This window comes from Myxococcus stipitatus DSM 14675, from assembly GCF_000331735.1.
Taxonomy (GTDB): domain Bacteria; phylum Myxococcota; class Myxococcia; order Myxococcales; family Myxococcaceae; genus Myxococcus; species Myxococcus stipitatus.
Genome location: NC_020126.1, coordinates 7,463,049 through 7,482,771, shown reverse-complemented (window position 1 = coordinate 7,482,771; position 19,723 = coordinate 7,463,049). Strand labels below are relative to the sequence as shown.

Here is a 19,723-nt window from a genome sequence, read left to right as displayed (position 1 = left end):
CGCTCCCCGTGGGACGCGGCTCAGCGCGTCTCGTGCTGCTTCGCCCAGGCGGCGACGTCCGGGTGGTTCGCCTCCACCCAGGCGCGGAACTCGTGCCCGGCGGACAGGTACACTTCACCTCCGCCGAAGCCGCTGGAGGGCGGACGCCCGAAGAAGCGCGCGTGCAGCTCATGTCCCAGCGTGGCCACGTCGACGCCGCGCTCCTTCGCGAGCCGCTCGAAGAACTGCTGGAAGTCCGCGCCCTTCATCTTCATGGCGCTCGCGGCCTGGGCCAGGCTGTCCAGGTGCAGCGGCTCCTTCGCCAGCGCCGGGTTGTCGGCGACGAACTTCTGCACCTGCTCGGGGGACATGCCCGCGCCCTGGCGCAGCCGCGTGTCGAGCAGGTCCGGCCCCAGCGCGATGAGGTTCTTCGCGAGCGTCTCATCCATGCCGCTCGCGGTGAGCAGCTTCACCTGCTGCTCGCGGATGCGCTCCTGCTCCGGGTCCAGGTACTTGGCGGCCAGTCCTCCCAGGAAGAGGGCCGCGCCGAGAATCTGGAAGCCCGGCGCCGCGCCGAACAGCGCCGCGCCCGCCATCATCGCGCCACCAATGGCCTGCGCGCCGGAGGCCGTGGCCTTCCACCCGTCGCCCTCGCGCAGGAACTGGAGGCTCTGGATCGCGTCACCCACCGCGCCCAGCATGGCGCCCACGCCAGACAGCTTGCCGAGCGCCGTGACGGAAGTGGCCCACGTCGCCGTCTTGCCGAGCACGCCCGTGACGAGCGTGGCGCCATCCGCGCCGACGCTGAGCCCATCGCCGACAATCTTGAGCTTCGCGGCCAGGTCCGCCTGCTTCCAGCCCGTGGCGTCTCCCGCGAACGCGGTGCCGGTGATGAGCAGGCCCAGGCCGCGCAGGGCCTGTCCGCGAGGCGTGTCCGCGCTGAAGGGCAGGCCCGTCTCCTGGTCCTCGAGCAGCGAGCGCAGGGACTCGGTCGTCTTGCGGACGTCCGCCTCCGAGGAGCCGGGCTTGATGTCGCGCAGGAGCCGGACATAGGACTTCATGTCGTCCTGCTTCATCCCGAACAGGTCCGAGAAGCGCGTGAGCCCGTCGAAGATCTTCTGGGCCGCGCCCGGGGCCTTGTTGCCGGCGGCGAGGATGGCGCCGCTGCCCGCGCTCTTCACCAGCGCGACGGCCAGCTTCTCGTGCAGGTCCTTGCCGTCCTTCAGCTTGCCCACGACGTCCAGGAGGAGCGGCTTGTTCTCCGCCTTGGCGGTGAGCTGCTCGGCCAGGAACGCGGCGCCGGCCTTCGTGTCCGCCAGCCGGGGCAGCTCGCGCACCAGCGCTCCGACGCGCGCGTCATCCGAGCCGGTGGGCACGCCATCCGGCGCGGCGCTGGCGAGCAGCTTGCCCAACTGCTCGTGGTCCGCGAGGTCCTTCTGGACGGAGCCCTCGCGCATGAACGCGCCGATGAACTCCTTCTGCTGGTCCGGCGTGAGGATGGCCGCGGGGCCCCCGAGCAGGGCGGTGAGCTTCTTCTGGTGCTGCTCCGACTTCCCCGCCGCCTCGGCGAACCGGCCTCGGAGCGCGTCGATGCTGCTCCACAGCGTCTCGTGGAGCTGCGCGCGCGCGGTCCCCATCGTGGGACCGGTGTGGTTGGGAGGAATGACCTCCGTGCGGTTGAGGGAGCGCTCGATGTCGAACGCCAGCTTCGTGCCGATGCCGAAGTTGACGGCGGTGCGCACCGCGCTCGTCATCGACATGTTGACGAGGGTGGGGGGCGCGTCGCGGGTGAAGGCCTTGCCCACCATCCCCGCGGCCGGGTCCTTCATCAGCTCCGTGGCGCGCGCGAGCGCGTAGTACGTCTGGTGCTCGATGCGAATCTCCGCGTCGACCACCTTCTGCATCGCCACGGAGTCCTTCGGGTCGACTCCGCGCTGGCCCGCGGGCGGGTGCAGCTTGCGGTTCGTCTCCGGCGACACTCCGGCGAAGAGCTGCCCCATCTTCGCGAGCGAGGGCTCCGCGGCGCGGACGAAGGCCTCCTGGTAGGCCGGGTCCGGGTTGCTGGCGATGAACTGCTCGAACTGGAGCGCGCCCTTCTCCAGGCTGTTCTGGAGCGTCCCCTCCAGCGTCTTCGCGTCCTGGAGCGCGCGCGTCTTCACGTCCGAGGCGCCCGCGACGCTGATGCTGACGGCGCCCACGCCGGAGCGCGGCGTGAGCAGGTCGGGCTCGGGAACGGGGCGGTCGGCGCGGGGCTGCTCGAGCAGGCGGTTCAGGGCCTCGGTGGCGCCCGCACCCGCGCGAGCCCCGGCGTTGGCCGCGCCGCCCTTGCCCTTCGATGCGCCCTCCAGCGCGGTGAACGAGGGCTGTCCTCCGGTGGGCGAGAAGAAGACGCTGAGCTGCGCGCGGGTCATCGCCACCGGGCCGCCGGTGTGCAGCGGGTCCGCGACCAGGTACTTGCCGTCCTGCGTCTTCCCCAGGATGGCGTTGAGGTGGCCGATGTCGCCCGAGCCCATGCGCTCGGGGAACTGCTCACGCCAGGCCGCGTTCGTCTTGCCATTGGCGATGACGGGGTTGCCAGAGGCGAGCTGCTTGTCCAGTGCGTCCCAGCCCTGGCCATAGCGCGCGCCGAGCCCCGCGCCTTGGATGCCGTCGCCCACCATGGTGCCGCCCGTCAGCTCCCGGTCCCGGTCGAGCTGCGGGACACGGGTGCCGTCGGAGGACTTCACGTAGGTGAACTCGGACTCGCGACGCGGGCTCATCAGCGCGCGTGCGTAGTCGACCTGCTGCTCCTTGGTGAGCCCGCCCGGCATGTGGCCGGTGTACGCCAGCGACATGGCGAGGCTCGCCGGGCCGCAGTTGGTGCTGCCGCGCGGGCCCGTCGGGTTGTACTCGGAGGTGAACTGGGTGATGAACGCGGCCTCCGCGGTCATCGCGGGGCGCTGGGTGCCGCCGCCCGCCTTCTGCTGGGACAGCGCCTGGCTCATCGCCTCGCGCGTGGCGCCCGCGTACTGCCCGTTCGGCGTGACGCCCTGGTCGGCCTGGAACTGCTCCAGCGCGGCCTGCGTCTTGGGACCGAACTCTCCCGGGCCCGTGGCGGCCTGCGCCTCGGTGAGGTAGCCCAGCTCCACGAGCGCGTCCTGGAGTTGCTGCACCTCGGGCCCGGAGTCGCCGCGCTTCAGGTCCTTGCGCGGGAGGGGAAGCGGCTCCTCTTCCTCGGGAGGTGGAGGAGGAGGTGGGGGCGGAGGCTGGAGCTTCTCTCGGCGGACCGAGCCTCCGTCATCCTCGAAGGAGGACGTCGAGTCGAACCCTTCGGAACCCGAAGCGTCCTGTTCCTCGACCTGATGGTGGTTGGTTTCCGTCTCGGTCCGGGCTGTTTCAGTCGCGCCTTCGGACGAGCTGGTCTGGGTGGCACGTGGCGAGCCATCGACACGCATGGTCTGTCATCCCCCTCTGATACATCACGAGTATTGCGTCCGGATTATCCGCTGGAGCCACGAGGAGTTGCGCCCGTGTCCCTCTCCGGAGAAATCCTTGGAACGTGACGACGATACGATGTGTGAGCGCTCCTGATTGCGGCTCCACGCTTCGATGAAGCGTGCTCTCGTTGCATGAGAATGCGCGGTGATGTCGCGCATCTCGTGAGCGGGGTGGGTCGACTTCGCGCCAGGGCCTCGAGCTTCAGCCACCCACTTGCTTCATGGGGCGTCTGACGGACGAGGGCGTGAGCCGCCTGTTCCTCCGTCGCCAAGGTCCCCTGCTCGGTCCGCGCGCGCCTTGTTCCACTCCTCGCGGGTCCTCATGTCTGAGGACGGACCGCCGCACTTCGAGAAGAGAGGAACATCAATGCAGGCTGGCGGGCGTCGTCGCGACGCTCGGGGGAATGCTGATCGCCGGTGAGGGCCTGGCGGAGGAGCCGACCCCGAGCGCGGGCGTGGGCCCGACAGGGTGAAAGGCCTACCAGAGCCACAAGGATGAACACGTCGCTGTCGGCTGGTGCGACCGCGGCAACGGCACCTGGTACGTCCAGACCAAGTGCGGGGGACCTGGACGTGTCACGGGGCCCTACCGAGGCACGAAGGGCAAGCGGGCCCAGGGGAAGGAGAAGGCCTCCCTCATGGACTGTGGCGGCGGCTTCCCGCTCGAGATGAGGGTCGTCGACACCGAGCCCTGAGGCTTCGCCCGCCGTGGCAATCCGCCACCCCGGGCGTTGCACACTGCCACGGCGTCCTGGGCTCACTCCCATGAATTCACGGAGATAGTTTGAGGCACGAGGATTGCTCGGGCGTGGCTCGATGCTCGTGTCTTCTCTGTTCCCTCTTGGCGTGTCGGGGCGCCGCGCGGGGGTGCTCGCGTTGCTCGTGTGGGCGCTCGTCGCCTGTCGCCGTGCCCCCGAGGTGTCCTCGGATGAAGTGGGGGAGGAGTCCTCGCCAGCGGTCCTCACCATCGACGCGATGGACAACGAGCAGCACGTCCTGCGCGGAGGCTTCTCGGTGGAAGCCGGCGTGTTCCGGGTGGAGCTCTACGAGGGCTCCGTGTTGCTCGGCGAGGCCTTGCTGGAGGAGGGCCGCTGGAGCATCCCATGGCAGCCGGGCGTGGGGAGCGAGTTCCTGGAGGTCGTCGCGTACGCGATGGCGGGGACGGAGATTCGCACGCGGCTCGACTTCCAGCGCCTGAGCTTCACCGAGCCCGAGGGCCTGTATGCCGCCGAGGCGCTGTTGGCGCTCCCCACCGAGCCCGACATCACCACGCGCTACACGTTGGATGGCACGGCGCCGGGGCCCTCGTCGCCTGTCTACACCACGCCCCTGGTGTTGCTGAACAAGCGAGGACAGCCCGCGCCGCTGAGCCTCATCCCGACGAATCCAGACACATCTCCCGAGACCTGGAGATGGAAGCCGCCCGCCACGCCGCCCGTGCTCGCGACGGTGGTGCGGCTCCAGCGCTTCTCGGGAGAGACGCCCGTGGGGCCCGCGGAGGCGCGCACCTATCTCATCGGCCAGGGCGCCACGTCGCTGCCCGTCCTCTCGCTGGTGACGGATGCGGAGCACTTCTTCGGGCATGACCAGGGCATCTACGTCCCGGGCCGCATGCATGACCCGTCCCCGGAGGGGACGGCGGGGTGGGGCACCGGCAATTACATGCAGGATGGGAAGGAGTGGGAGCGCCCCGTCCACGTCGAGTGGTTCGAGGAGACAGGTGCGCCTGTGTTCGCGCAGAACGCGGGAGTGCGCATCCATGGCTCGGGGAGCGCCGCGCTGCCGCAGAAGAGTCTGCGATTGTATGCGAAGGAGGACTATGGCCCGGAGTCCTTCCAGGCGGACTTCTTCCCCGGCCACCCGCTCCGGGACTTCAAGCGGCTGCTGGTCCGCACCTCGGGGCAGGACCAACAGAACAGCAAGCTCAAGGACTGCGTCCTCCAGGGACTCCTGCGCGAGACACGCCTGGCCCTCCAGGCCTGTCGCCCCACGGTGGTGTTCCTCAATGGGGAGTACTGGGGCCTGCATGAGGTTCGGGAGCGGTATGACGAGTACTCCCTCGCGAGCCATCACGGGCTGAACCGCAAGAAGGTCGTCATCCTGGAAGGGGACGGTCTCCTCGACACGGGAGAGGCCGAGGACGCCATCCCCTACGCGGAGCTGCTGGCCTATGTCCGGGAGCACGACCTCTCCGTGCCGGAGCACTTCGCGCACGTCGAGGCGCGCATCGACGTGGAGGACTTCATCGACTACCACGTCGCGCAGCTCTACTTCGGCAACGAGGACTGGCCCGAGAACAACATCAAGTTCTGGCGCCATCGCGGAGGCTCGGCGACTCCCGGCGCGGGCGACGGCCGGTGGCGCTGGTTGATGTATGACCTGGACGCCGCGTTCGCGAGAGGGGCCGAGGCCAACTCCCTGGGCCGGCTGCTGCGCGACGAGCGGATGGCGGAGCCCTTTGTCGTGCTGTTCCGCGGCCTGATGACGTCGCCCGGGTTCCGCGAGCGATTCGTCGCGCGGTTCCACTGGCACCTGGACAACACGTTCGCTCCGGAGCGGGTGCTCGCGCGGCTGGATGCCACGGTGGAGTTGCTGGCGCCGGAGATGCCGCAGCACATCGCGCGGTGGCGGTATCCGGAGTCCGAGGCGTCCTGGCGAGACGAAGTCCAGCGCCTGCGTGACACCCTGGCGCGCCGGCCGGAGGTGATGCGCCGGTTGCTTCAAGAGGAGCTGGGCTCACCGTGAGGAGCGGGGACGCCGCCGTCCCTTCGGCGCCGCGCAGGCCGGAGCTGGATGCCCTGCGAGGGCTGCTCCTCGTGTTGATGACGCTGACGCATCTGCCCACCCGGCTGAATGCCTACAGCAGCCAGCCCTTCGGCTTCGTCTCGGCCGCCGAGGGCTTCGTGTTCCTGTCGGCGTTCCTGGTGGGCGGGGCTCACGCGAAGGCGTGGGACACGCCGGGGCGGCTCTGGCGGAGCCTGCGGGGCCGAGCGCTCGAGGTCTACACGCACCACGTGGGGCTGCTGCTCTTCGCCTTCACGGTCATCGGCACGGTGGGCTGGGCCTCGCACCGTCCCGCGGTGCTCAACCTGCTCGACTTCTATCACCAGGAGCCCGTCACCGCGCTGTGGAGCAGCCTCGCGTTGCTCTACTGTCCACCGCTGCTCGACATCCTGCCGTTGTACGTGGTGCTGCTGGTCCTGACCCCGGTGCTGTTGCTCGCGGCGAGGGAGGCGGGCTGGGCGAAGGTGGTGTGTCTCAGTGGCCTGGTCTGGCTCTGGGCCCAGCTGGGACTCAAGCAGATGCTGTACGCCGGGCTGGGGAAGGTCGCGTGGGTCCCTGTGAAGATGGGGCACTCGGGGGCATTCGATTTGTTCGCCTGGCAATTCCTGTGGGTGGTGGGCGTGTGGCGGGGGAGCCTTCGGGCACGGGGGCATGTCTCGGGGTGGACGGGCTCTCGCGTGCTGCTGGGAGGTGTCTGGGGGCTGGTGCTGCTGTTCCTGCTGGCGCGGTATGCGTGGCCGTCCGTTCCCTTCCTGGTGGACCATCCCGCGCTGCTCGACAAGTGGACGCTGGGGCCGCTGCGCCTGGTGAACTTCCTGGCGCTGGCCCTGCTCGCGGACAGGGGCGCGCCGCGGGTCTACGGATGGCTGAGGCCGAGGGTGCTCGTGCTGCTGGGCAGTGCGTCGCTGCCGGTCTTCAGCGTCCACCTGGTGCTGTGTCTCTCGAGCCTCGCGCTCATCAACGAGAACGAGGCTCCGCTGGACAGCCTGGAGGAGGTGGCCGTCCTGGTGGTGACGTTCGCCAGCATGCTGCTCGTGGCCCTGCGTCACCAGCGCCGCGGCTCCGTCTCCTGATTCAAGGCTCGCTGCTCCCAGTGAATCCCTGTCGACGCGCGGCGGGTTCCAGCAGCGGACTTCATGGGGCGTGCCCATTGAACAAAGAACACGCGTCATGTCTCTCAATCCACCTCTCGAGTCCGGGCTCGAGAGGCTGAGCTTGCGTTGCTCCCGTGTGCTGGCAATCCCATGGCGGTTCTGGAGACATGATGGAGAACTCCCGAATCATCAGGACTTGTCGCGGTACAACGCCACCTCGTGTGACTCGAAAGCGGGAGTCGAGGTTGGGGGCGCTCGGGCTGGTGCTCGTCGCCTGCCTCTGGGCGCCAAGGGGCTCCGCGGCGGAGTCGACGCGGGCCGCGCTCACCATCGATGCGATGGACAACGCGCAACACATCCTCCGGGGAGGCTTCCCGGTGGATGCGGGGGTGGACCGGGTCGAGCTCTATGAGGGCTCCGTGTTGCTCGGGGAGGCGCAGCTGGAGGCGGAGGGGCGGTGGAGCATTCCCTGGGCGCCGGGGGAGGGGAGTGTGTTCCTGGAAGCCGTCGCGCATCTGTCGACGGGGACGGAGCTGCGCACCCGGCTCGACTTCCAGCACCTGCGCTTCAGCACGCCCGCGCGACTGTATTCCGCCGAGGCGCTGCTGACGTTGCCCGTGGAGCCGGGCACCACGACACACTACACGTTGGACGGCACGGCGCCGGGGCCGTCGTCGCCCGTCTACACCGTGCCCCTGGTGTTGCTGAGCCGACGAGGGCAGCCCGCGCCGCTGAGTCTCGTTCCGACGAATCCCGCGGAGGCCCCCGAGTCGTGGAGGTGGATGCCGCCCGCGGCGACCCCCGTGCTCGGGACGGTGGTCCGGCTCCAGCGCTTCTCGGGAGCAACCCCCGTGGGCGCCGGTGAAGCGCGCACCTATCTCGTCCAAGAGCCCGTCTATTCGCTGCCCGTCCTCTCCCTGGTGACGAACGCGGAGAACTTCTTCGGGTACGACCAGGGCATCTATGTCCCGGGGCGCATCTACGACGAGACGCCTCACTGGCCCGACTACTGGGGGCCCGGCAATTACAGGCAGGATGGGGAGGCGTGGGAGCGGCCCGTCCACGTCGAGTGGTTCGAGGCGACGGGGGCGCCGGTGTTCGCACAGAACGCGGGGGTGCGCATCCACGGCTCCGGCAGCGCGTCGTTGCCGCAGAAGAGCCTGCGGTTGTATGCGAAAGCGGAGTACGGCCCGGAGTGGTTCCCGGCGAACTTCTTCCCCAACCACCCGTTCCGAGGCCTCAAGCGACTGCTCGTCCGGGCCTCGGGCCAGGACCAGATGGGCTCCCGAATCAAGGACTGTGTCCTCCCGGAGCTCTTGCACCAGACGCAGCTGGAAACCCAGCCCTGTCGCCCCACGGTGGTGTTCCTCAACGGTGAGTACTGGGGCCTGCATGAGATTCGGGAGCGGCTCGACGAGTACACCCTGGCGAGCCACTACGGGCTGAACCGGAAGAAGATCGTCATCCTGGAGGGGCCTGGGAACCTCGACACGGGCGAGGCCGGGGACGTCACCCCCTACGCGGAGCTGCTGGCCTATGTCCGGACGCACGACCTCGCGGTCCCCGAGCACTTCGCGTACGTCGAGGCGCGCATCGATGTGGAGAACTTCATCGACTACCACATCGCGCAGGTCTACTTCGGCAACGACGACTGGCCCCAGAACAACCTCAAGTACTGGCGCTATCGCGGCGGCGAGAACACCCCGGGCACGGGCGCGGGGGATGGCCGCTGGAGGTGGCTGCTGTACGACCTGGACTACGCGTTCATGCTGGGGCCGGAGGCCAACTCCCTGGGACGGCTCCTGCACGACACGCGGCTGGGGGAGCCCTTTGTCGTGCTCTTCCGCAGCCTCATGAAGTCTCCCATCTTCCGGGAGCGGTTCATCACGCGGTTCCACTGGCACCTGGACAATACGTTCACGACCGAGCGGGTGCTCGCGGTGCTGGATGCCGGGGCGGCGCGGCTGGCCCCGGAGATTCCTGAGCACATCTCGAGGTGGGGCTATCCGCAGTCGGAGGCGTACTGGCAATGGGTGATAGACCGCCTGCGAGACGTCGCGCACCGACGGCCCGTGGCGCTGCGCCGGTTCCTGCAACGAGAGGGGCTGGACCTGCCGCGAGGCGACGGCACCGGTCGTCCGGCCATCCATCCACCAGCAAACACTCCTCCACCCGGGAAGCGTTGAAGAACAAACACTCTCAATGCTTTCCCATCACAGGGCGGATCAGACCCCTCGATTGTGACCTTTCCTCTCTCCGGCACCACTGCAATTCCATGGCGGCTCCGGAGAACTCGTGGGGACCTACCGGATAGTGAAGAAGCTGGCCGCGGGCGGAATGGCCGAGGTCTTTCTAGGCAAGGTGGTTGGCGCGGAAGGCTTTGAAAAGCCTGTCGCGGTGAAGCGCATCTTGCCGTCCTTCGTCCAGGATGCCTCCTTCGTGGAGCTGTTCCTGCGCGAGGCCAAGCTCTCCGTCACGCTTCAGCACGGCAATGTCTTGCAGGTGCTGGACCTGGGCACCAGCGCGGGCCAGTACTACATGGTGATGGAGTTCGTGGACGGGGAGAACCTGAGCGCGCTCCTCAAGACCGCCCGCGCCCGGCAGGTGCCGCTGGGCCTCCGGGAGATCTGCTTCATCGCCCATCAGGTGGCCGAAGGGCTCGCGTATGCCCATGGCCGCACGGACCCCTCGGGCGCGCCGCTCAACATCGTCCACCGCGACGTCAATCCCTCCAACGTCATGGTCTCCTCCAACGGAGGCGTGAAGCTGGCCGACTTCGGCATCGCCAAGGTGGCCGACGAGGGTCGGCAGGAGACGCAGGCCGGCGTCATCAAGGGGAAGATCAACTACCTGTCCCCCGAGCAGGTCCATGGCCGCCCCGTGGACCAGCGCAGCGACATCTTCCTCCTGGGGTTGCTGCTCTACGAGATGCTCGCGGGCAAGCGGCTCTTCGAGGGCTCCACGCCTCAAATCATCCACGCGCTGGGCAGCTTCAACGAGCGCACCCTGGAGCCGCTCCCCGGCGTGCCCGCGCCCTTGTGGGAGCTGCTGACGCGCGCGCTGGCGGCCAACCCCGATGCCCGCTGCCCCGCGGCCCGCGAGTTCTCCGAGTCCATCCAGAACTTCCTGTTCGACCACCGCCTGCGCGTGGGCTCCGTCGATATCGCCAGCCTCTTCAGCCGCGCGAATCCCGACTGGCGCTCGCCCCTGGTCGACCTCGCGGGGGCGCCCGGTGAGGAGATCCGCCTGGAGGACGAGGACCTCGCGCGCACCCGCTCGACGCCCGCCCGGGAGGTGCGGCGCCACTCCGTCTCCGCTCCACCGCCTCCCATGCTGCGCCCGGTGACGCCGCCCCCCGCGGAAGCCGCCGTGGTTCGCCCCGTCACCCCCAAGCCCGTCCTGGGCATCGAGCCTCCCCCCACGGCCGTGGCCCCCGTCATCGCCGCGGGACTCGGCCCGCGTCCCTCCCGGGCGCGGCAGCAGTTGGGCACCATCCTCCTGACGCGCGGCATGCTCACGCCGCACATGCTCAACCAGGCCCTGTCGCTCCAGAAGCAGCGCGGTGGGAGACTCGGTCAGGTGTTGATCCAGGAGCGGTGGCTGGAGCCCGACAACCTGGTGCGCGCGCTGTCCGAGCAGAGCGGGCTGCCCCACATCACCGAGGACAAGCTCCAGTCCGTTCCCGTCCCGGAGGAGCTGCTCAAGCAGATTCCCCGCGAGCTGTGTGAGCGGCTGTGCGCGGTGCCGCTCGCCGTGCGAGGCCGCGAGCTCGTCTGCGCGGTGCTGGACCCGCGCGACGTGCAGGTCACCGACGCGCTGAAGTTCTCCACGCGCGCCGTCGCGGTGCAGGGGCTCTTCGCCTCCGAGCAGGGCATCCGGAAGACCCTCCAGCGCTTCTATCCCCCCGTGGAAGAGGCCCCTGCGCCCTACGTGCGGGCGCATGACCCCATTCCCCTGGAGCCCTCCCCGGAGGACAAGGCCCGCGACACCCGGATGATGTCGCAGTTCTCCGAGCAGTTCACCGGACGCCGGGTGCTCGACGAGAGCACCTTCGCGGAGTCCAAGCCCCCCGCGACCGAGCCCGTGGCCCGCGTCGGCCCCGTGCGCGGCGATGTTCGCGCGCGCATGGTGCTGGTGGTGGCGGAGCCTTCCGAGCCGCGAGAGGCCGCGGTGCGGCTCCTCCTGGTGCAGGGGCTCGCGGCGGCGACCAGCCCCGCGGCCGATGCGCCGCGTGCGTTGTCGCTGGGAGGCTACGAGCTGGTGCTGGTGCTGGAGGACGCGGTGGCGGACCCGGCGGGGCTGGCGCAGAAGCTGAGGAGCGCGCATCCCCAGGTCGAGGTGCGCCTGCTGCCTTCCTACAGCGCGGCGCTCCTGGGCGAGGGCGGCCCACTGGCGAAGCTCGCGGAGCTCCAGGCGCGCCTGCTGGATGGGATGTTGTCCATGCTCGCCGGCAGCGCGACCCTTGCGCCGTTCCTCACCAAGCTGGCCCGGCGGCTGGTGTCGAGGATGGGGGCGGGGCGCGTGGAGGAAGGCCTGCTCTCCGCCGCCGCCAGCGCGTTGGCCCTGGCCGCGCGGCTGGAGGAGCCCCGGCGCTTCGTCCTGCCCACCCGCGCTCGCGCGTTGGGGCTCGTGGGGAGCGGGATGCCCGAGGTGAGCGAGGTCCTCATGGCGGTGCTCCCTGAAGGGGACGACCGCACGCCTCCGGGGGGCCGTGCCGCGGGCGCGCTGCTGTGCGCGGCGCGCTTCGTCCAGGAGGTCCAGAGCGCCCAGCCGCCCACGGCCAAGGCGGCCCAGGCGCTCCAGGTGCTGCGCCAGGACCCGCGTCTGCCGGTGGCCGCGATGGAGGCGCTCACCACGGAGCTGGAGTCGAGCACCCAGGCCGACAAGGCGGCGCCTCGGGTGGTGGTGGCGGAGACGGATGGGGCCAACGCGATGACGCTGCAGATCCGCCTCATGGCGGAGGGCTTGAGCACGGTGCGCGCGAAGACCCGCGCCGACGTGGAGAAGGCGCTGGCGGCGGGAGCGCAGGCGGCCATCCTCGCCGACCCGCTGCCGGATGGGGACCTCCGCGCGCTGCTCCAGGCGATGCGCAAGTCGCCTTCGACCGAGGACCTCCCCATCTACCTCATCGTCGACAAGGAGGACCCCGCCGCCTTCACCGCGGCGCTCGACGCGGGGGCGGACGACGTCATGGTCCGCTCCGCCAGTCCGGAGGTCCTCATCGCCAAGCTGCGCCGAGGCATCCAGCAACGCCAGACGGCGCGACGCGGCGCGAAGTCCGCGCAGTGACGGCCGCGTGTTCATCACCCCACAGCACGGGGGATGACGCATGCGGGCGAGTCAGGCCGCGGCGGCATCATGAGCGCTGTCCCCCTTCCAGGAGTCGTGCATGCTGCTGAGACCTGTCTTGGGATTCATGCTGGCGCTGGCCGTCATGGTGGGAATGATTGTCATCTCCATGCCTCGAGATGAGCCGGCCCCGTCCGCGCCAAGCGCCTGTGACGCGGACCGGCAGACGCTGCTCATGTCGAAGGTCCGCGCCGGCCAGCCCGCGGAAGTGACTCCCGCGCTGTTCTCCGAGGAGCCCGTGGGCGTGTTGGGCTACTGCTCCCGTGATTGTTCGCGGTGTGGCTCCACCGCGGAGTGTCGCGAGCGCGGGGCGGGCTCCTGTTACAACATCTGTCCGTGAGCCCTGTCTCCCGGCGCTCCGTGTCCCGGGGCGCAGGGTGAGTCAGGGATGCCCCTCCCTGTGTTTGGATGAGAGGGGTTGTCGCGCATATCCTTCCAGGAGCACGTCATCTCGGAGATGGCGTGCAATGCATCCTTGGGGGGAGCATGAAGACGATTCTGGGGCTCATGTTGATAGGGATGGCGTGTCTGCCGGGGCTGGCCTTCGCCGAGACTCCGGCTCCCGCCGGCCAGGACTCCACGAAAGTGTCCGACTCGCTCCTGCGAATGCGGATGACGAGCGAGCTCGACCGAAAGAAGAAAGCGGAAGGTGAGCTCGACCTGCTGAAGCGAGAGCTTCCCAAGGCCCAGGGCTCGCTCAATCAGATCAAGACGCAGCAGCTCGACGCGGCGCAATTGCCGTCCGCGATTGCGGCGTTCAACCAGGACTTCGCCAAGGTGCTGGAGGTCGTGAAGAAGGGCGGCACGCCTTCGAGCAGTGATTACCGGCTCATCGAGCAACGGATTGGTGACCTCTTCACCTGGGGGCTGATTCGCGCCGAGGACTTCCTTCCTCGTCGGAACCTGCGCCCTGAGACACCGGCTCTGCTCCAGGAGATCTACCTGGAGGTCGACCGCTCCGAGGACCCGCCAAGCTGGGGGCGTGTCCGGCCGCTGACCTTCCTCCAGAGCGCCATCCGGCAGAGCTACTCGGGTCCCCCGACGGGGGGACGGGCGAGTGACGACCCCGTCAAGGCGGCCCTGCTGTCCGCGGAGACGCTGGCGGCCGAGGTGGCGCCGAAGCTCTTCGACGACCTCTTGAAGCAAGACAAGGCGATGGCCGAGGGCATCTGGCAGGCGCTCATCAACCGGGTCCAGTCCGCGAGCACCGACCGCCAGCGGGAGATGGATGCGGCGGGTGAGGCCATCACGGCCATCGACAAGGAGCTGCTGGTCCGGGAGGCGAAGAAGACGGAGGTGGACAGCAACCTGACCCTGGCCATCTACGGCATGGTGTTCGTGCTCTTCGCCATCTATCTGGCCACGCGGTGGTTCTCGCCCGAAATCCAGACCATCATCTTCCAGCAGCGGACCTTGGTGGAGATGATTGGCCTGGCCTTCCTGCTGCTGACCATCATCATCCTGGGGACAGGCCAGAAGATAGACCCGGCGGTGTTGGGCACGCTCCTCGGCACCGTGGGCGGCTACATCTTCGGGCAGCAGATTCAATCGCGGCGCAATGCCTCGGCGAGTGATGCGCCCCAGCCTCCCGCGCCCCCGGAGCCGAAGGCCGCGCTGACCCAGCGGCAGCTCGAGGACATGGTCGACGCGCTGAAGCGGATGGCCTGGCAGGGAGTGGGAGTGTCTCCACCCCCGGGCGGGCAGGGGACTCAGGTGCCCGCGTCGGATGCGGCGCCCGCCGCTGGCACCGCGAAGCCGCCCGCTCCGCCGGGCTGAGCCGTGGGCACTGTTCACTGCGCTGTCGGGTGCTGGCCCCGCTGGACGAGGTGTCCGGGGGCGAAGGTCTGCTAGTCCGGTGTCCGCCTGGACGTGTCTGGCGTTTCAGGCGACCGGAGGCGGTATGTGGCAGGGATTCCCTGGACGAGTCTGGATGCTGTGGGGGCTATGGGTGGTCGCGCCCGTGGCGGGAGCCGCGGATGGCTATGCGATGACGTGGCAGAAGAGAGGCCATTCCCAGGGGGTGGACCTCATCGGCTGCATGGACTGCAATCCCTACACGGGCGACATGCCATGCACCGCGGCGCTGCCCATCCTGTGCATCCGTGAGGACGGCTCGGCGGTGCCTCCCGGGGTGAGCCCGGACTTCTACAATGGCTGGGCGGAGGGGAACGTGGCCACCACGCTGCCCGTGTTGGGGGTGACCCTGACGAGCCTCGCCCTCGCGAACAAGGTATGCACGAGTGCCTTTGGCGATGGGTGGCGGATGGCGCAGTTCCACCATCCCCAGGGTGGGTGGAATTGGTATGCCTACGGCAACGTCCGCACGGACAAGCGCTTCTGGGTCTACATCCGGGACCAGCCCGCCAACTGTTGGAACCCGTAGCCTCCATGGGGCGGCATGATGTGCGCCTGTCGAAGCGGGGCACTCCTCGCTTGAAAATGCGCATCCGCTGTGCGGTACAGAGTCCCACCTCCGCTGAGAGGAAGGGATTCTCGAATGACGAAACGAGTCTTCGTAGCCAGCGAGTTCGCGCCCTTGCGCACCGTGGTGGTGGCACGCAGCCAGCTTCGCCTGTCGGACGCGGGCGTCATGTCCCAGGAGCAGTCCGAGGCGAGGCTGGCCGTCCTTCCTGAGTCCGAGCGCGAGCTCGCGCGCCGCTTGATTGGGAAGGACCACGCGGAGGCCATGCCCGAGCGGCAGAAGGCCTGGGAGGGCGAGCGGCTCGCCCTGCGGGCGGTCCTGGAGAAGCACGGCGTGCGAGTGCTGCTGCCGTCGCTGCTGACGGACGCGCAGAAGGAGGCCGGAGGGAAGTACGGCTACAGCAACTCCTTCGTGAGAGACCCCTGGTTCACGGTGGGCGACGTCGTGGTCGAGGGAAGCCTGCGGAGCCTGCACCGCCGCCGGGAGGTGCTCCCCTGCCGGAGCCTGTTCGAAGAGGAGGTCTACCCGGCGGACTGCTCCTACGTGGCCGTGCCCCAGCCCGACGCCGCGCCCATCGACGCGCAGGGGGCCCAGGTCGGCCCGTTCCTGGAGGGCGGCGACACACTGGTGCTGGGCAAGCACGTGTTCGTGGGCAACTCGGGGAAGGCGTCGTCGGAGGCGGGAGCGGCCTTCCTGCTCAAACTGCTGGCCTCCCGGGGCTACACCGTGGAGTCCGTGCGGCTCAAGCCGAACTTCCTCCACCTCGACTGTGCGCTGGGGCTGGTGCGCCAGGGGCTCCTGGTCGCGTGCCGGGAGGCGCTCCTCGATGGGCTCCCCGCCGTCCTGCGCGACTGGGAATGCATCGAGGTCACCGAGGACGAGGCCACGCGGCTCGGGACCAACGGCCTGCCGATATCTCCCGACGTCTATGTCACCGACCCCATCTTCCGGCGCATCGGTGACGCCATCGCCCGGCACGGGGTGAAGGTCGAGTATGTCGACTTCACCATCTCCCGGTCCTTTGGTGGCGCGTTCCGCTGCACCACCCAGCCACTGTGGCGGGAGTAGCGCGAGTCAGGGCTTGGATGGTGCCGGCTTCGGCGTGAGTCGCTGGCACGCGCGCAGATAGTCTTTCCGAGCGGTCTCCACGAACTCGAAGCTCCCGGTCAACACGGCGTCCTCGACACACCGCTTGATGAAAGGGCCGGGAGGCTTCACCTGGTTGCAGGAGGGAATCGAGAGGGACTTCTGGCAGTGCTCCTTCGCCCGGGTCTCGAATGAGGGTGTGGGCTCGGCGGCCAGGGCAGGGGAGCCAAAGACCAGGGCGAGGATACAGGAGATGATGAGCGTCTTGTCCATGGGCGGTCTCGAGGACACAGCAAGTCAGATGCCATGGCGGTGACAGCGCCTGTTCCGAGGAGTGCGGTCGCGTCTTCGAGACACGGACTGTCGAGCTTGACGTGTCAGGCGGGCGGGTTGACGCGTCACTCGTGAGACCGTCTCGGGTGCGCCGCGGACGTTGCTCCTCGTGGAGACGACGGGGGGCCGTGGTTCGAGGCCGGGTCGTCGCACGGGGGCACGGCGCCCCGTGACAGGCGCGGTCATTCATGACCATGTTTGTTGCACCCCGGGTGTCTCGTGTCCCGGGTCAACAGGCTCAATCACTCTCGTGCCCTGGGAAAGACAGTCTGTTTCATCGTGAAACTCGCGACGTACTTCCAGTGATGGCAGTGTTCACGCGCCGATGAACGGCGACCGCGAGTACGGCGGCGTTTGGGGAACGCCGAACCGTGGCGGTTCAACCTGAAAGGTGAACATGCGCGTCATGGAATGGATTCGAGGGGGAGTGGTCGCGAGCCTGGGCCTCATGCTGTCGGCCTGTGGCGGCCCCGAGTCGTTGGATGCGGGCGAGCCGGGGGAGTTGGGCACGGCTGAGCAAGGTATCAACAAGGTCACCAACAGCGGCTTCGAGGCCGCGCCGCCCGGAAGCTACAACTACACCGTGCTCACTACGGGGGCGACGACGCTGACCAACTGGGTGATTGGCGGCAGCATCAAGGTGATGAACAACTCGTACAAGACGCCCAACAGCGGGACGAAGTCCATCGACCTGAACGGCTACGGGGCGGGCAGCATCGAGCAGACCATCCCCACCGTGGCGGGCAATGGCTATACGGTGCGCTTCTACGTGGCGCTCCCGCCGGGCTGCACGGGTACGCGCACCGCGCAGCTCACCTACGGCTCCTCCGTCTCGAGTGTCACGAACTCGGCACCGGGCTGGACGGTGCGGACGTACACCTTCACCGCTGCCACCTCCAGCACCCTCATCAAGCTGGCGAGCACGTCGGGTGGCGTGAGCTGCGGTCTCGCCGTCGACGACTTCACCGTCGATGGACCGTGATGCCCCGGTGAGTCCACGGGACTGACGTCCCAGGGGTCTCGGGAAGCGCGGTCTCCCGAGGCCCTTCTCCATTCCGGGGGCTGTTGGAGTGGAGCGTGCCGGGGGCTCCAGGGAGAGGTCAGGGCGGCCTGGCCGGCATCGACGTGTCCTGGTCGAGGCCCTTCGCAAAGGTTTGCAGTCTTCCCTCCCCTTGTGTTGACACAGACCGACCCAGGTGAGTCACGTGAGTGCCGGAGCCCATTCGTCGACTTTGACCTTCAGCGGGGTCGCCGTTGCGATTTCACCCAGGATTTTCCTGAGGGCGCTATCGCTGGTACCCCCGAGCCCGAAAGACCGCGCTTGGTCGACCCCTTGCCTTGGCATCCCTTTACAGAGCATGACCGCATCTGCTCGCTCATAGAGTCTGCAGTAAGGCCCGGTGGCGATGGATTGCTTGAATCCAAGGTGGCTCATCACCGGTTCGATGAGAGAGAGGAGGTTGGGATGGTCGCCACTGAGAGTCCCCTTGCACTGCTGTGGCATTTCACGCATTCGGAATTGGTAGAGCGCATCCCACGCCAACATCTCGCGCAAGGTTTCGAACTGGTCGTACAGATCATCCTCGTGGCCTTGTGCCTCTCTCTCCGTGACCATTGCGTCCGCTCGTGTCGGCGCGTCGAGATCGTAGAACAGGTGCATCGGCATCATTCGAGAAGAGTTGTATGCGATCAGCAGGAACCTTGGCTCAGGTTCGACCACTTCCTCGGCGTAACTGCTCACCAATCTTTGCGCCGAGAAGTCGAGGAATGGATACACCAGAGGTCCCATGCTCTGCCCCATGCGGGCCAGGAACCAGCGATAGAATGGGGGCAAGGGGCGGCCTGCAATCCGCTCGATTTGAGCAATTTCCTCGGGCGTGGCGCCCTGCCATTGCTCTGCGAGTCCGGGCACGACCCGCAGGAGCAACTCCTCCATCTCAGGCTCTAGGTCTTGCGCTTGTGCTGACATTTCTTCTCCGGATTCTTGCCTTCGGTGCAGAGCATCAAAGGAAGAATGGCAGTGCAGGCCGCACACGGAGGGACGCTCTCTCCGTGGCCAAAGGGAGTGAGCATCTTGCTATTCAGGTCCACTCGGAAGTGCTCGACCATCCCTTCGGTGCTCTCCTCTGCTCGGTGGAACCAAAGCTCCGTCATGCCAGTGACATAGGACTTATCCTGTAATGCGAGCGCGAGGGCCTTGGGGCCCGCACAGCTTCCAGGCTTGTATGCAGCGCGAAGGTTGGGGTCCCTGCACCAAGTCCGATGATTCAAGTCCGCTTCATTCCATGCCGCGTCCACGAGACTCTGCTCTTTGCCCAGGTCTTTGCAAAGTTTCCGGGTGAAGGCCAAGACTCTAGGGGTCGTTACGTTCAGGGGTTTCCCATCTGGGCCCTTCAGGGTTCTTCCGGTCTCTCCATCCCTCATGGGTTCGGAAACATTCAGGCTCCCATCCGCAGGCGCGTGCCAGCTACCCAGTCTTTCGCTGACGATTTGACGGAACACAGACTCCGTGGCGCTCGAATGGTCTGTATACGTCTCCGGGCACTTGCACCGGACTACGCCGAGCATTCTCCCCGAGGCATTTTTCCCCGGGGGGAACTTCTTGACTGCCTCGCTCTGATTATGTGCGACGAGTACTGCTTCCAGTGCCTTGGCGTCAGCTCTCGTTTCGCTCGTCTCTTTCAGCTCTCCATCCGATTGATGGACTTGTTCGCACAGAGGGCACTTCTCTTTTCCCGTGACAATCGTGAGAAGCGCGCCGGGCAGTTGGATCTCCCCCATCAGGGTCGCCGAGTTGGCCGGGCTCCCGCTCGGCCCGCAGTTGTTGAGCATGGGGTCGCCGAGGAGTTGGACATTCTTGCCCTCGATCTTCACGTTCATGGAGCCAGGCCCCGCGAAAGTCGTGGGGCCTTCCACATTCGACGAGATCATCCCCCCACCGGTGCCTTTGCTGGCCATGTCGCCCATGGATCCGAAGGAGGCGCCCTTGAGGGCTACCTTCTTGCCTTCGATCATGACGGTTTGGGAGTACCCCTTCGGGTCCGTTCCGCTCTTGCCGATGTTGGGCAGCGGCGTCGGCACGAACGGGGCCGGGGGGCCAGGCATCTTGCATATGTTGGGGAGCGTCGCCGCGGCGATGCCGTTGCTTCCTTCGGTCACCGGAGTCTTGGGGGCATTCACTGAGACTTTGGTCATTCGTG

General features: G+C 67.8%; 13 protein-coding genes. 9 read left to right on the top strand and 4 right to left on the bottom strand.

The window, feature by feature from the left end; all coding sequences use genetic code 11:
- Positions 1-20: 20 nt before the first annotated feature.
- Positions 21-3,413: a peptidoglycan-binding protein gene (locus tag MYSTI_RS44240; RefSeq protein ID WP_015351332.1), complete on the bottom strand. Its 3,393-nt coding sequence runs from the start codon at positions 3,411-3,413 to the stop codon at positions 21-23.
- An 858-nt stretch (positions 3,414-4,271) separates the two neighbouring features.
- On the opposite strand from MYSTI_RS44240, the gene MYSTI_RS28775 reads away from it, so the two are divergent.
- The 8 genes from MYSTI_RS28775 (at position 4,272) to MYSTI_RS28740 (ending at position 16,172) form a co-directional block, all read left to right on the top strand.
- Complete coding sequence (locus tag MYSTI_RS28775; protein WP_044281524.1) at positions 4,272-6,200, top strand: CotH kinase family protein; 1,929 nt, start codon at positions 4,272-4,274, stop codon at positions 6,198-6,200.
- The gene (gene opgC, locus MYSTI_RS28770; RefSeq protein WP_015351330.1) at positions 6,197-7,312 is read left to right on the top strand and encodes an OpgC domain-containing protein; all 1,116 of its coding nucleotides are present in this window, start codon (positions 6,197-6,199) and stop codon (positions 7,310-7,312) included. The genes MYSTI_RS28775 and opgC overlap by 4 nt, the downstream gene beginning before the upstream one ends.
- A 242-nt stretch (positions 7,313-7,554) precedes the next feature.
- Positions 7,555-9,519: a CotH kinase family protein gene (locus MYSTI_RS28765; RefSeq protein WP_233277989.1), complete on the top strand. Its 1,965-nt coding sequence runs from the start codon at positions 7,555-7,557 to the stop codon at positions 9,517-9,519.
- Between the two features lie 109 nt (positions 9,520-9,628).
- A complete protein-coding gene (locus MYSTI_RS28760) occupies positions 9,629-12,622 on the top strand; it encodes a protein kinase domain-containing protein (RefSeq protein WP_015351328.1) in 2,994 nt (997 codons plus the stop codon).
- A gap of 100 nt (positions 12,623-12,722) precedes the next feature.
- Positions 12,723-13,022 (top strand): hypothetical protein, encoded by a 300-nt coding sequence (locus tag MYSTI_RS28755; RefSeq protein WP_015351327.1) that lies wholly within the window; start codon positions 12,723-12,725, stop codon positions 13,020-13,022.
- A gap of 146 nt (positions 13,023-13,168) precedes the next feature.
- Positions 13,169-14,458, top strand: a complete 1,290-nt coding sequence (locus tag MYSTI_RS28750) for a hypothetical protein (RefSeq protein WP_015351326.1) — start codon at positions 13,169-13,171, stop codon at positions 14,456-14,458.
- 154 nt (positions 14,459-14,612) lie between these two features.
- Positions 14,613-15,065 (top strand): flagellar hook-length control protein, encoded by a 453-nt coding sequence (locus MYSTI_RS28745; protein ID WP_144370174.1) that lies wholly within the window; start codon positions 14,613-14,615, stop codon positions 15,063-15,065.
- Between the two features lie 114 nt (positions 15,066-15,179).
- Positions 15,180-16,172 carry a dimethylarginine dimethylaminohydrolase family protein gene (locus MYSTI_RS28740; protein ID WP_015351324.1) on the top strand — a complete coding sequence of 331 codons (993 nt, stop codon included), beginning with the start codon at positions 15,180-15,182 and terminating at the stop codon, positions 16,170-16,172.
- 6 nt (positions 16,173-16,178) lie between these two features.
- Here the strand turns inward: MYSTI_RS28740 and MYSTI_RS28735 are convergent, their stop codons facing one another.
- The gene (locus MYSTI_RS28735) at positions 16,179-16,463 is read right to left on the bottom strand and encodes a hypothetical protein (RefSeq protein WP_015351323.1); all 285 of its coding nucleotides are present in this window, start codon (positions 16,461-16,463) and stop codon (positions 16,179-16,181) included.
- A gap of 457 nt (positions 16,464-16,920) precedes the next feature.
- Between MYSTI_RS28735 and MYSTI_RS28730 the strand changes: the two genes are divergently transcribed.
- Positions 16,921-17,505 carry a DUF642 domain-containing protein gene (locus MYSTI_RS28730; protein WP_015351322.1) on the top strand — a complete coding sequence of 195 codons (585 nt, stop codon included), beginning with the start codon at positions 16,921-16,923 and terminating at the stop codon, positions 17,503-17,505.
- A gap of 219 nt (positions 17,506-17,724) precedes the next feature.
- On the opposite strand, the gene MYSTI_RS44900 is transcribed toward MYSTI_RS28730, so the two are convergent.
- Both MYSTI_RS44900 and MYSTI_RS42290 read right to left on the bottom strand, forming a co-directional pair.
- The gene (locus MYSTI_RS44900) at positions 17,725-18,459 is read right to left on the bottom strand and encodes an SMI1/KNR4 family protein (RefSeq protein WP_015351321.1); all 735 of its coding nucleotides are present in this window, start codon (positions 18,457-18,459) and stop codon (positions 17,725-17,727) included.
- A gap of 8 nt (positions 18,460-18,467) precedes the next feature.
- Positions 18,468-19,718 (bottom strand): PAAR-like domain-containing protein, encoded by a 1,251-nt coding sequence (locus MYSTI_RS42290; protein WP_015351320.1) that lies wholly within the window; start codon positions 19,716-19,718, stop codon positions 18,468-18,470.
- Positions 19,719-19,723: the final 5 nt, after the last annotated feature.

Excerpts from the sequence above, each read along its gene's own strand:
- MYSTI_RS44240 (WP_015351332.1), bottom strand. The coding sequence starts at position 3,413 with ATGCGTGTCGATGGCTCGCCACGTGCCACCCAGACCAGCTCGTCCGAA.
- MYSTI_RS28775 (WP_044281524.1), top strand. The coding sequence starts at position 4,272 with ATGCTCGTGTCTTCTCTGTTCCCTCTTGGCGTGTCGGGGCGCCGCGCG.
- MYSTI_RS28755 (WP_015351327.1), top strand. The coding sequence starts at position 12,723 with ATGCTGCTGAGACCTGTCTTGGGATTCATGCTGGCGCTGGCCGTCATG.
- MYSTI_RS28750 (WP_015351326.1), top strand. The coding sequence starts at position 13,169 with ATGAAGACGATTCTGGGGCTCATGTTGATAGGGATGGCGTGTCTGCCG.
- MYSTI_RS28745 (WP_144370174.1), top strand. The coding sequence starts at position 14,613 with ATGCTGTGGGGGCTATGGGTGGTCGCGCCCGTGGCGGGAGCCGCGGAT.
- MYSTI_RS28740 (WP_015351324.1), top strand. The coding sequence starts at position 15,180 with ATGACGAAACGAGTCTTCGTAGCCAGCGAGTTCGCGCCCTTGCGCACC.
- MYSTI_RS28735 (WP_015351323.1), bottom strand. The coding sequence starts at position 16,463 with ATGGACAAGACGCTCATCATCTCCTGTATCCTCGCCCTGGTCTTTGGC.
- MYSTI_RS28730 (WP_015351322.1), top strand. The coding sequence starts at position 16,921 with ATGCGCGTCATGGAATGGATTCGAGGGGGAGTGGTCGCGAGCCTGGGC.
- MYSTI_RS44900 (WP_015351321.1), bottom strand. The coding sequence starts at position 18,459 with ATGGAGGAGTTGCTCCTGCGGGTCGTGCCCGGACTCGCAGAGCAATGG.
- MYSTI_RS42290 (WP_015351320.1), bottom strand. The coding sequence starts at position 19,718 with ATGACCAAAGTCTCAGTGAATGCCCCCAAGACTCCGGTGACCGAAGGA.